Source organism: Streptomyces sp. NPDC057302, assembly GCF_042667685.1.
Taxonomy (GTDB): Bacteria; Actinomycetota; Actinomycetes; order Streptomycetales; family Streptomycetaceae; genus Streptomyces.
The window spans coordinates 1-13,465 of sequence record NZ_JBHUZJ010000052.1 but is presented as its reverse complement, the minus strand read 5'-3'; the positions used below and the strand labels follow the sequence as shown (position 1 = coordinate 13,465).

At 71.5% G+C, this 13,465-nt stretch carries 4 protein-coding genes; all 4 read left to right on the top strand.

The annotated features are described in order from the left end of the window. Positions 1-14: 14 nt before the first annotated feature. Genes ACFUPX_RS29485 through ACFUPX_RS29470 form a run of 4 tightly spaced genes read left to right on the top strand, consistent with a single transcriptional unit; the run spans position 15 to position 13,417 of the window. Positions 15-11,075 (top strand): type I polyketide synthase, encoded by an 11,061-nt coding sequence (locus ACFUPX_RS29485; RefSeq protein WP_383329210.1) that lies wholly within the window; start codon positions 15-17, stop codon positions 11,073-11,075. Continuing rightward, positions 11,072-11,506, top strand: a complete 435-nt coding sequence (locus ACFUPX_RS29480; protein WP_383329208.1) for a nuclear transport factor 2 family protein — start codon at positions 11,072-11,074, stop codon at positions 11,504-11,506. The genes ACFUPX_RS29485 and ACFUPX_RS29480 overlap by 4 nt, the downstream gene beginning before the upstream one ends. A 49-nt stretch (positions 11,507-11,555) precedes the next feature. After that, complete coding sequence (locus tag ACFUPX_RS29475) at positions 11,556-11,969, top strand: nuclear transport factor 2 family protein (RefSeq protein ID WP_383329205.1); 414 nt, start codon at positions 11,556-11,558, stop codon at positions 11,967-11,969. Then, the gene (locus ACFUPX_RS29470) at positions 11,966-13,417 is read left to right on the top strand and encodes an NAD(P)/FAD-dependent oxidoreductase (RefSeq protein ID WP_383329202.1); all 1,452 of its coding nucleotides are present in this window, start codon (positions 11,966-11,968) and stop codon (positions 13,415-13,417) included. The genes ACFUPX_RS29475 and ACFUPX_RS29470 overlap by 4 nt, the downstream gene beginning before the upstream one ends. Positions 13,418-13,465 lie beyond the last annotated feature (48 nt).

Below are 13,465 nucleotides of genomic sequence, written 5' to 3'. Positions count from 1 at the left end.
TGGGGTGAACTCTCATGGCGAGTGAAGAGCAACTGGTCGACTACCTCAAGAGGGTCGCCGGCGAACTGCATGACACCCGGCAGCGACTGCGTGAGGTGGAGGAGCGCCACCAGGAGCCGGTGGCCGTCGTCGGCATGGCCTGCCGTTTCCCCGGCGGCGTCGAGTCGCCGGAGGGCCTGTGGGATCTGGTCGCCGAGCGCGGCGACGCCATCGAGGCGTTCCCCACCGACCGGGGCTGGGACCTGGAGGGCATCTACCACCCGGACCCCGACCACCCGGGTACCTGCTACGTCCGCGAGGGCGGATTCCTCGGCGCCGCCGACCAGTTCGACTCCGGGTTCTTCGGTTTCAGCCCGCGTGAGGCCCTGGCCAGCAGCCCACAGCTGCGCCTGCTCCTGGAGACGTCCTGGGAGGCGCTCGAACGGGCGGGCATCGACCCCGCCTCGCTCAAAGGCAGCCCCACCGGTGTCTACGTCGGCGCCGCGACGACCGGCAATCAGACCCAGGGCGACCTCGCGGGCAAGGCGACCGAGGGGTACGCGGGCACGGCGCCCAGCGTCCTGTCCGGCCGGGTCTCCTTCACCCTCGGCCTCGAGGGCCCGGCGGTGACCGTCGAAACCGCCTGCTCCTCCTCACTCGTCGCGATGCACCTCGCGGCGCAGGCGCTGCGCCAGGGCGAGTGCGATCTGGCCTTCGCGGGCGGCGTGACCGTGATGTCCACGCCCGAGGTGTTCACCGGCTTCTCGCGCCAGCGCGGCCTGGCCCCCAACGGCCGCTGCAAGCCGTTCGCCGCCGCCGCGGACGGCACCGGCTGGGGCGAAGGCGCAGGGCTGATTCTCCTGGAGCGGCTGTCCGACGCCCGCCGCAACGGCCACCAGGTCCTCGCGGTGATGCGCGGTTCGGCCATCAACCAGGACGGTGCGAGCAACGGCTTCACCGCCCCCAACGGGCCGTCGCAGCGCCGGGTCATCCGCCAGGCGCTCTCCAGCGCGCAGCTCTCCACCTCCGAGATCGACGTCGTGGAGGCGCACGGCACCGGCACCAAGCTGGGTGACCCCATCGAGGCCGAAGCTCTCATCGCGACGTACGGCAAGGAGCGCGAGGAAGAGCGGCCGCTGTGGCTCGGTTCGGTGAAGTCGAACATCGGTCATACGCAGGCCGCCGCCGGTGTGGCCGGTGTGATCAAGATGGTGATGGCGCTCCAGCGTGAACTGCTGCCCGCCACCCTGAACGTCGACGAGCCGACCCCGCACGTTCAGTGGGAGGGGGGCGGCGTACGGCTGCTCACCGAGCCGGTCCCGTGGGCACGCGGCGAACGCCCGCGCCGCGCGGGCGTGTCGTCCTTCGGTATCTCGGGCACGAACGCGCACGTGATCCTGGAGGAGGCACCGGAGCAAGCGCCCTCAGGCACGGAGCAGGTCAGGCCCGAGCCCGCGCAGGGTGCGGTGCTCCCGTGGCTGATCTCCGGGCGGACAGAGGGGGCGCTGCGGGAACAGGCGTGTCGTCTGGGCGAGTTCGTGGGTGCGGATACACATGCGGAAGCGGCGGAGGTGGGCTGGTCACTCGCCACCGGTCGATCCGCCTTCGAGCACCGGGCGGTCGTCCTTGGCCAGGGCCGGGAGTCGCTGAGTGCTGGGCTTGAGGCTTTGGCTTCGGGTGAGGCGAGTGCCGGTGTGGTGTCGGGGGTGGCTGGGGACACGGGTCCCGGTCCGGTGCTGGTGTTTCCGGGGCAGGGTTCGCAGTGGGTGGGCATGGGTGCCCAACTCCTGGATGAATCACCGGTGTTCGCGGCTCGGATCGACGAGTGTGAGCAGGCTCTTTCGCCGTACGTGGAGTGGTCGCTGGCCGAGGTGCTGCGCGGGGATGGCACGGAGCTGTCCCGGGTGGAGGTCGTGCAGCCGGTGTTGTGGGCGGTCATGGTCTCACTGGCTGCTGTGTGGGCTGATCACGGGATCAAGCCTGCTGCGGTCATCGGTCACTCGCAGGGAGAGATGGCCGCCGCGTGTGTTGCCGGGGCTTTGTCGCTGGAGGATGCGGCACGCATCGTCGCCGTACGCAGTGACGCGTTGCGGCAGTTGGCCGGGCACGGCGACATGGCCTCTGTGGGCACGGGCGCAGAGCAGGCCGCCGAGCTGATCGGAGACCGACCCGGAGTCTGTATCGCCGCCGTCAACGGGCCCTCCTCCACAGTGATTTCGGGCCCGCCCGAGCATGTCGCTGCGGTGGTCGCCGAAGCCGAGACGCAAGGCCTGCGGGCCCGCGTCATCGACGTCGGCTACGCCTCCCACGGACCCCAGATCGACCAACTCCGCGACGAACTCACCGAACGACTCTCCGGCATCCAGCCCATTTCCACCGACGTGGGCTTCTACTCCACCGTCACCGCCGAACGTACCGACACGACCGCCCTGGACACCGACTACTGGGTCACCAACCTGCGCCAACCGGTCCGCTTCGCCGACACGATCGAAGCCCTGCTGCAAGACGGCTATCGCCTCTTCATCGAAGCCAGCCCCCACCCCGTACTCAACCTCGGCATACAGGAGACCATCGACGAGACCGGCACTGCGGCCACCACAATCCCTACCCTGCGCCGTGACCACGGAGGCCGTACCCAGCTCGCCCACGCCGCCGCCCAGGCATACGCCGCGGGCGCGGACATCGACTGGCGTCGCTGGTTCCCGACCGAGCCCGTCCCCCGCACCGTCGACCTGCCCACCTACGCCTTCCAGCACAAGCACTACTGGGTGGAAGGGCCCGCGGCAGTGACATCGTCGGGCAGTGGTCACGATGCGGTCGAGGCCCAGGTGTGGCAGGCGATCGAGGACTTGGACATCGACGCCCTCGCCGCCAGTCTGGAAATCGAGGGCGAGGCGGAGACGGTACAGGCGCTGGAGCCCGCGCTGCCGGTTCTCTCGGCCTGGCGGCGACGGCATCGGCTGCAGTCCACGATCGACTCCTGGCGCTATCACGTCACGTGGAAGCATTTGGCCGACACCGTGGCGCCGGAACTGAGCGGGGCCTGGCTGCTGCTCGTCCCCGCCGCTCACCCCGATCACCCCGCCGTCCTCGCGACCGCGCAGACGCTGGCCACCCACGGCGGCGAGGCAAGGCGACACGTGGTCGACTCACGGGCCGTGGAGCGCGACGCCTTCGCCCAGGAACTTCTCTCCCTGATGGGTGACGACTCGTACGTCGGGATCGTCAATCTGTTGGCCTTGGATGAAGAAGCCCATCCCGACCACCCGGCCGTGCCCGCCGGGCTGGCCGCGACGACCGCGCTCGTGCAGGCCCTCAGCGACAACGGCGCCACCACTCCCGTTCACACCATTACCCAGGGCGCCGTCTCCACCAGCGCCACCGACCCCCTCACGCACCCTGTCCAGGCACATGTCTGGGGGCTTGGTCGCGTCGCCGCCCTGGAGCACCCCCACCTCTGGGCGGGGCTCATCGACCTGCCCGCGCGTATCGACCACCACACGCTCACACGCCTGGCCACCAGTCTGACCCCGCAGGACGAGGACCAGATCTCCATCCGGCCGTCGGGCGCCCACGCACGGCGCCTCACCCATGCCCCCGCCACGACCGGCACCCCCCTTGCCGACAGGATCAGTTGGCGGCCGGAGGGCACCACCCTCATCACCGGTGGAACCGGCGGCATCGGCGCCGTCCTGGCCCGCTGGCTCGCCCACCAAGGCGCACCCCACCTCCACCTCACCAGCCGCCGCGGACCCCACGCCCCCGGCGCCCAGGAACTCACCACCGAACTCACCCAACTCGGCACCACCGTCACCATCACCGCCTGCGACGTCAGCGACCCCGACCAAATCCAACACCTCCTCGACAACATCCCCGACCAACACCCCCTCACCGCCGTCATCCACGCCGCAGGCGTGCCGAACTACATCGCGTTGGGTGATCTGTCGGGCGCCGAGCTGGACGAGGTGTTGCAGCCCAAGTCACGTGCCGCGCTGAATCTGCATGAGATGACACGGGACCTGGACCTGTCGGCGTTCGTCATGTTCTCCTCCGGCGCCGGCGTATGGGGCAGCGGCCAGCAAGGCGCCTACGGAGCCGCCAACCACTTCCTCGACGCACTCGCCGAACACCGCCGCTCCCAGGGACTCCCCGCCACCTCCATCGCCTGGGGACCCTGGGCCGAAGCCGGTATGGCCTCCGATCAGGCCGCGTTGACGTTCTTCAGCCGATTCGGTCTGCACCCGCTCGGCCCGGACCTGTGCATCAAGGCATTGCAGCAGGCCCTCGACTCGGGCGAGACCACGCTGACCGTGGCCAACTTCGACTGGGCACAGTTCACGCCGACGTTCACCGCACAGCGGCCCAGCCCCCTCCTTGCCGATCTGCCCGAGAACCGGCGGACGAGCACGCCCGTGTCGCAGGAGGAGTCGGCGGAGACGTCGTCGCTCCAGCGGGAGCTGACCGAGGCGAAACCGGCACAGCAGCGGCAGTTGCTGCTCCAGCATGTGCGCTCGCAGGCCGCGGCGACGCTGGGGCACTCGGATGTCGACGCCGTACCGGCCACGAAGCCGTTCCAGGAACTCGGCTTCGACTCGCTGACCGCAGTGGAGCTGCGCAACCGGCTCAACAAGAGCACGGGCCTGACGCTGCCGACCACGGTGGTCTTCGACCACCCCACACCCGACGCGCTCACCGACGTCCTGCGGGCCGAGCTGTCGGGTGACACGGCGAGCGCCGACGCGACGCACGCGGCCACCGCCGCGGCCAACGACGAGCCGATAGCGATCGTCGGCATGGCCTGCCGCTATCCGGGAGAAGTCCGCTCCCCCGAGGAGCTGTGGGACCTGGTCGTGGCCCGCAAGGACGCCATGGGGGACTTCCCCGAGGACCGGGGCTGGGACCTGGAGGCGCTGTACGACCCGGATCCGGAGAGCCGCGGCACGAGCTATGTCCGCGAGGGTGGGTTCCTCTATGACGCGGGCGACTTCGACGCCGGGTTCTTCGGCATCAGCCCGCGCGAGGCCATCGCGATGGACCCGCAGCAGCGGCTGCTCCTCGAGACGGCGTGGGAGGCGATCGAACGCGCCGGGCTCGACCGCGACACCCTCAAGGGCAGCAACGCCGGGGTGTACGCCGGGTTGACCATCTTCGACTACCTGGCGCTCGTCGGTGAGCAGCCCACCGAGGTGGAGGGGTACATCGGAACCGGCAACCTGGGCTGTGTCGCCTCCGGCCGGGTGTCGTACGTCCTGGGCCTCGAAGGCCCTGCCATGACGCTGGACACCGGATGCTCGTCCTCTCTGGTGGCGATCCACCAGGCGGCGCACGCGCTGCGGCAGGGCGAGTGCTCGCTGGCGCTCGCGGGCGGTGCGACGGTGATGGCCACGCCTGGCGCGTTCGTCGAGTTCTCCCTGCAGCGGGGCCTCGCCAAGAACGGGCGGTGCAAGCCGTTCGCCGCCGCCGCGGACGGCACCGGCTGGGCCGAGGGAGTCGGCCTTGTCGTCCTCGAGCGGCTCTCCGAGGCACGGCGCAACGGCCACAAGGTCCTCGCGGTGATCCGGGGCTCGGCCATCAACCAGGACGGCACGAGCAACGGGCTCACGGCGCCCAACGGACAGGCGCAGCAGCGGGTGATCAGGCAGGCGCTCGCCAACGCCCGCCTTTCCGCCGATGAGGTCGACGCGGTGGAGGCGCACGGCACCGGCACCATGCTGGGCGATCCCATCGAAGCCGGCGCGCTCGTGGCGACGTACGGAAAGGACCGGCCCGAGGACCGGCCGCTGTGGCTCGGCTCGATCAAGTCGAACATCGGCCACGCGCAGGCTTCGGCCGGTGTCGCCGGTGTGATCAAGATGGTGATGGCGATGCGGCACGAGCAGCTGCCCGCCTCGCTGCACATCGACGCGCCCACACCGCACGTGAACTGGGACGGCAGCGGAGTGCGGCTCCTGTCCGAGCCGGTCGCCTGGCCGCGCGGCGAACGCCCGCTCCGGGCCGGGGTGTCCGCCTTCGGGATCTCGGGCACGAACGCGCACGTGATCCTGGAGCAGGCCCCGGACGTTCCGGAGCCGGTGAGCGCGCCCACGGCCGACGCACCGGCCGGGGTGGTGCCGTGGGTGGTGTCGGGCCGCGGCGAGGAGGCATTGCGGGCACAGGCCGGACTGCTCGCCGAGCACGTGTCCACGGATGCGCAGCCGGCGTCGCCCCTCGATGTGGGCTGGTCCCTGGTCAAGAGCCGGTCGGTGTTCGAGAACCGGGCGGTGGTGGTGGGCCGGGACCGCGAGGATCTTCTTGCCGGTCTGCGGTCGTTGGCGGCGGGTGAACCGTCGCCGTATGTCGTCGAGGGCGTGGTGCAGGGCGCATCCGGCGCCGGTCCTGTGCTGGTGTTTCCGGGTCAGGGTTCGCAGTGGGTGGGCATGGGTGCCCAACTCCTGGATGAATCACCAGTGTTCGCGGCACGTATCGATGAGTGTGAGCAGGCCCTTTCACCGTACGTGGAGTGGTCGCTGACCGAGGTGCTGCGCGGGGACGGCACGGAGCTGTCCCGGGTGGAGGTCGTGCAGCCGGTGCTGTGGGCGGTCATGGTCTCACTGGCTGCCGTGTGGGCCGACCACGGGATCACCCCGGCCGCGGTCATCGGCCACTCGCAGGGCGAGATGGCCGCCGCGTGTGTGGCCGGGGCGCTGTCCCTGGAAGATGCCGCACGCATCGTCGCCGTACGCAGTGACGCACTGCGACAGCTGGCCGGGCACGGCGACATGGCTTCTCTGGGTACGGGAGCCGAGCAGGCAGCCGAGCTGATCGGAGACCGGCCCGGAGTATGCATCGCCGCCGTCAACGGGCCCTCCTCCACCGTGATTTCAGGACCTCCCGAGCACGTCGCGGCCGTGGTCGCCGCAGCCGAGGCGGAAGGCCTGCGGGCCCGGGTCATTGATGTGGGCTACGCCTCCCACGGACCCCAGATCGACCAACTCCGCGACGAACTCACCGAACGGTTGAGCGGCATCCGGCCAACGGCCACGGACGTGAGCTTCTACTCCACCGTCACCGCCGAACGCCTCGACGACACGACCGCCCTGGACACCGACTACTGGGTCACCAACCTGCGCCAGCCTGTCCGATTCGCCGACACCATCCAGGCCCTGCTCGAAGACGGCTATCGCCTCTTCATCGAGGCCAGCCCCCACCCCGTACTCAACCTCGGCATGGAAGAGACCATCGAGCAGGCAGACATGCCCGCCACCGTGATCCCCACCCTCCGTCGCGACCACGGCGACACCACCCAGCTCACCCGTGCCGCCGCCCAGGCCTTCACCGCGGGTGCCGACATCGACTGGACGGGCTGGTTCCCGGCCGTTCCTCTGCCGCAGGTGGTGGATCTGCCGACGTACGCCTTCCAGCGGGAGCGGTTCTGGCTGGAAGGCGGCAGGGTGCTCGCCGGGGATCCGGCGGGGCTCGGGCTCTCCTCGGCGGGACATCCGCTGCTGGGGGCCGCAGTCGAGCTTGCCGACGGCAGCAGCCATCTGCTGACCGGGCGGATCTCTCCCCGGGACCAGTCGTGGCTGGCCGAGCACCGGGTCATGGACACCGTGTTGCTGCCGGGTTCGGCCTTCGTGGAGCTCGCGTTGCAGGCCGGTGTGCGCAGTGGCTGCGAGCGGCTGGCGGAGTTGACGCTGCACACACCGCTGGCCTTCGGGGACGAGGGTGCGGGGGCGGTCGACCTACAGGTGACGGTCGGCGCCTTGGCCGGGGACGGGCAGCGCCCCGTGTCCGTCTACTCGCGGCCCACGCGCGAGGAGGAGGCCGTGTGGACCCGGCACGCCGCGGGTGTGCTGGCACCCGGCGCCCGTGACACCGCGGACGCCCCGCTCGGCGGTGCCTGGCCGCCGCCCGGTGCCACGCCGGTCGCCGGGCCCGACCCATACGGCGAACTCGCCTCGTACGGCTATGACTTCGGGGCCTCCTCTCAAGGGCTGACGACTGCCTGGCGGCTCGGGGACGACATCTTCGCCGAGGTGCAACTGCCCGAGACGGAGAGCGGCCGGGCCGACCGCTACCAGGTGCACCCGGTGCTCCTCGACGCCACGTTGCACGCGCTGATCCTGGACGCGGTCACGTCGTCCGCCGACACCGATCAGGTGCTGCTGCCGTTCTCCTGGAGCGGATTGCAGGTGCACGCTCCGGGTGCGCAGAGGCTGCGGGTGCGTATCGCGCGGACCGCGCCGGATCAGCTGGCCCTGACGGCCGTGGACACCGCCGGGTCTCTGGTCCTGACGCTCGATGCGCTCACCGTACGTCCGGTCGCGGCGCATCAGATCGCGGGTGCGCGGGCCGTGGATCGTGACGCGCTCTTCCGGCTGGTCTGGACGGAGTCGGCCGCGCGGGCGGAGGAGGGCGACGATGCCACGCGTTGCGCCCTCGTCACGCCGGACGGGGACCCGCTGGGCGCGGCCCTTGCCCGTACGCTGCCCGCCGAAGGCGTCCAGGACTCGTTCACCGAGCTGCGGGCGCGGGTGGCGGCCGGGGCCCAGGCGCCTGATGTCGTACTCGCCGTGTGTGCCACTTCCGAGGAGGGGGCGAGCGGCGATACCGCTAAGTACGCGCGGCTGGCGACCGTTTCTCTGCTGTCCTTGCTCCAGGAGTGGCTCGACGACTCCGCGTTCGAGGCGAGTCGGCTCGTCGTCGTCACTCGGGGCGCGGTTGCCACGCGGCCCGGCGAGAAGACCGGTGATCTGCCCGGCGCGTCCCTGTGGGGTCTGGTGCGCAGCGCACAGGCCGAGAACCCGGGCCGCCTGGCGCTGCTGGACGTGGACGGGTCGGAGGCTTCCCTCTCTGCGGTGGCGTACGCGTCGGCGTCCGGTGAACCGGAGTCGGCGCTGCGCGAGGGGCAGGTGTTTGTCCCGCGGCTCGCACGCGACGACGCCTCCAGGCGGCTCGCACCGCCGGTCGGGTCCCTCACGTGGCGTCTGGCGCAGGTCGAGGGCGAGGGTGCGGGGCGGTCCCTGGCCCTCGTCGACGCTCCCGAGGCCGGGCGCGCACTGGCCCCGCACGAGGTGCGGGTGGCGCTGCGGGCCGCCGCGCCCGATCCGGGCTTCCCGGACGCGCCCCGGGTCGAGGGCGCCGGTGTGGTGACCGAGGTGGGCGCCGAGGTGGCTGCCGTGGCCGTGGGCGACCGTGTGATGGGCGTGTTCGGCGCGGTGGGGCCGGTGGCCGTCACCGAGGCGGGCCTGCTCACGCCGGTGCCGGCCGGCTGGAGTTGGGCGGAGGCCGCCGGGGCCGTGGGCGCCTATGTGGCCGCGTTCCACGCCCTCGCGGACGTGGCGGCGCCGCGCGCCGGTGATTCGCTGCTCATCGAGGAGGGGACGGGCCCCGTGGGCTGGGCCGCGATGCGCCTCGCCCGCCATTGGCAGGCGGATGTCGTCGACGGCACGCCGCTCACGGGCGGCGCGGTCCGCGACCACGATCCGGCGGTGGTCCTCGTCCAGCAGGACGGCGACGGTGCGCTGGTGATCAGCCGTGTGGGTGGCGCGGACGCCGGGCAGGTGGTGCAGCCGCCCGCACCCGAGCGCGTACGGGAAATCCTTTACGAACTGGCGGAGTTGAGTGCGCAGGGCGGTCTGACGCCGCTCGATGTGACCGTGTGGGACATCCGGCAGGCGCCCACGGCGTGGGCCGCACCGTCCACCGCGGGCAGGACCGTGTTCACGCTGCCCGTCGCGTTCGATCCCGAGGGCACGGTGGTGATCACCGGCGGTACGGGCGCCCTGGGCGCCCTGACGGCCCGCCACCTGGTCGGCCACTACGGAGCCCGGCACCTGCTCCTGTCCAGCAGGCGCGGCGCCGATGCCCCCGGAGCGCTGGAGCTCGCGGCCGAACTGGCCGCGCTCGGCTCGCGGGTCACCTTCGCCGCCTGCGACCCGGGCGACCGGGACGCGGCCGCCGCCCTGCTGGAGTCCGTGCCGAGGGAGCATCCGCTGAACGCCGTCTTCCACTGCGCGGGCACCGTGAGCGACGCGGTGGTGCAGAACCTCACGGCCGAGCAGGTCGAGGAGGTGATGCGGGTGAAGGCGGACGCCGCCTGGAACCTGCACGAGCTGACGCGCGACGCGGACCTGTCCGCCTTCGTCCTGTACTCCTCGGTCGCCGGGTTGCTCGGCGGTCCCGGCCAGGGCAGCTACACGGCCGCCAACGCCTTCCTGGACGCCCTGGCCGGGCACCGGCACAGCGGCGGGGCCTCGGCGACGTCCCTGGCGTGGGGCTACTGGGACCTGGAGAGCGGGATGTCCGGTCGGCTCACCGATGCCGACCGGGCGCGCCATGCCCGCGCCGGTGTGATCGGGCTCGGCGCCGACGAGGGTCTCGCCCTCCTCGACACCGCGTGGGCCAGTGGTCTGCCGCTCCTCGCGCCGGTCCGCCTCGACCTGGCCCGGATGCGCAGGCAGGCCCAGAGCCACGCCGCTCCGGCGCTGCTGCGGGACCTGGTGCGCGGCGAGAGCAGGAGCGGCGGCTCCGGCACGGCGGGCACGTCCGCGCTCCTCAAGGCGCTGGGCGCGATGTCCGACGCGGAGCGGGAGCAGACCCTGCTCGACCTGGTGTGCACGAACATCGCGGCGGTGCTCGGCTACGACGCGGCCACGCCCGTCAACGCCACCCAAGGGCTGCGGGACCTCGGCTTCGACTCGCTGACCGCCGTGGAGCTGCGCAACCGGCTCGCTGCGGCGACCGGCCTGAAGCTGCCCGCCACGTTCGTCTTCGACCATCCCAACCCGGTGGAGCTGGCCGGTCATCTGCGGCAGGAGCTGACGCCGCGCGCGGCGGATCCGCTCGCCGACGTCCTGGAGGAGTTCGAGCGCCTGGAGACCTCACTGCTCTCGGTCTCCTCGAAGGACGGCACGGCGCGGGCCGAGCTCGCGGGGCGGTTGCGCGCCACGCTGGCCCGTCTCGACGTGTCGGAAAGCACCGCCGACGAAGCCGCGGTGGCAGCCCGTATCCAGGACGCGTCGGCCGACGAGATCTTCGCGTTCATCGACCGGGACCTCGGCAGGGACAGCGGCAACGGACAGGGCAACGGACAGACAGTGGAGGGACAGCGATGAACGAGTTCGCGCGCAAGAAGCGCGCCCTGGAGCACAATCGCCGGATCAACGCCGGGGACCTGGACGCGATCGTGGAGCTGTACGCGCCCGACGCCGTCGTCGAGGACCCGGTCGGCCTGCCGCCGCTCGGCGGGCACGACGCCCTGCGCACGCACTATGGGCTGCTCCTCGCCGCGCACCTGCGCGAGGAGGCGGCCGAGCCCGTGGCCGGGCAGGACGGCACGCACGTGCTGCTCCAGGTCACCTCGGTCATGGACTACCTGCCCGTGGGCCCGCCGTACGCCGAGCGGGGTTGGCTCAAGGGTCCCGACGCCCCGGAGGCGGCGCGTCTTCGGCGCACGGCCATGCTCGTGATGCGCCTCGACGCGTCCGGCCTGATCCGGCACCTGAAGTCGTACTGGGGCACGTCCGACCTCACGCTCCTCGGCTGACCCGCAGCCCGCATCTGTCCATTCCTGTTGGAGTCCTGTTGGAGGAGCCGTGCCCGACGAGGCCGCGCGCAAGAAGATGGCACTGGATTACGCCCAGCGGATCAACGCCGGCGACATCGAAGGCGTTCTCGACCTGTTCACGGACGACGTCGTCTTCGAGGACCCGGTGGGACGCCCGCCCATGGTGGGCAAGGACGATCTGCGCCGGCACCTGGAACTGGCCGTCTCCTGCGGGACGCACGAGGTTCCGGGACCGCCGATGACCTCGATGGACGACCGCTTCGTGGTGACGCCGACGGTGGTGACCGTGCAGCGTCCGCGGCCGATGACCTTCCGCATCGTCGGCATCGTCGAACTCGACGAGGACGGGCTCGGCCGCCGGGTCCAGGCGTTCTGGGGAGTGACGGACGTGACCATGGACGAGCCCGCCGACACCAGCCACTCCGAAGGGATCCGCGCGTGACCACCACCCGACCAGCACACGCCGTCGTACTGGGCGCCAGCATGGCAGGAACGTTGGCGGCCCATGTCCTGGCCCGCCACGTGGAGAGCGTCACCGTCGTGGAACGTGACGCCCTGCCCGACGAGCCCCGGCACCGCAAGGGAGTTCCGCAGGGCCGCCACGCCCACTTGCTGTGGTCCAACGGTGCCCGCCTCATCGAGGACATGCTGCCCGGCACCGCCGACAGGCTCCTGGCGGCGGGCGCCCGCCGCCTCGGATTCCCCGAGGACCTGGTGACCCTGACCGGGCAGGGCTGGCAGCATCGCTTCCCCGCCACCCAGTTCGCGCTCCTCGCCAGCCGCCCGCTGCTCGACCTGACCGTACGTCAGCAGGCCCTGGCTCCCGCGAACATCACCGTCCTGCAGCGCACCGAGGCCGTCGAGCTGACCGGTGGCGAAGGCCGCGTCACCGGCGTCGTCGTACGAGACCTCGACAGCGACCGCCGTACGCCGCTGCAGGCCGACTTGGTGATCGACGCCACCGGCCGCGGCTCCCGGCTCAAGCAGTGGCTCTCGGCGCTCGGGGTTCCCGCCCTCCAGGAAGACGTGGTGGACGCGGGCGTCGCCTACGCCACGCGGCTCTTCCAGGCGCCGCCCGGAGCGACGGCGCGCTTCCCCGCCGTCAACATCGCCGCCGACGACAGGGTCCGCGAGCCAGGCCGCTTCGGCGTGGTCTACCCCATCGAGGGCGGGCGCTGGATCGCGACACTCTCGTGTACGCGGGGCGCCCATCTGCCCACCGACGAAGAGGGGTTCCTGCCGTTCGCGCAGAACCTGAGCCACCCTCTCGTCGCCGAACTGCTGCGGGACGCCGAGCCGCTCACCCCCGTCTTCGGCTCCCGCTCCGGCGCCAACCGTCGCCTGTACCCGGAGCGGCTCGAACAGTGGCCCGACGGTCTGCTCGTCGTCGGTGACTCCTTGACCGCGTTCAATCCGATCTACGGTCACGGCATGAGCTCGGCCGCGCGCTGCGCCGCCACCCTGGATCGCGAACTCGGCCGCGACGGGCAGCTGGACTCGGGAGCCGGTGTCGGCCGCCGTATCCAGCAGGCGATCGGCGCGACCGTCGACGACCCGTGGATCCTCGCCTCGTCCAAGGACATCGACTACGTCAACTGCCGTGTGGACGCGGCGGATCCACGGCTCATCGGTGTCGACACGGAGCAGCGCCTGCGGTTCGCCGACGCCATCACCGCCGCGTCGATCCGCTCCCCGAAGGCGTCCGAGATCGTCACGGACGTGATGAGCCTCAACGCCCCGCAGACCGAGCTCGGCTCCAACCGCTTCCTGATGGCGATGCGCGCCGACGAACGCCACCCGGAGCTGACCGCCCCTCCCCTGCTCCCCGAGGAACTGGCCCTGGTGAACCTGGATCCCGCCGCGCTCACACCTGCGGCGGCGCGCTCCTGACCTCGGTCTCTTCGCACGCGTACGGCGGCCCCCACATCGGATGCGATG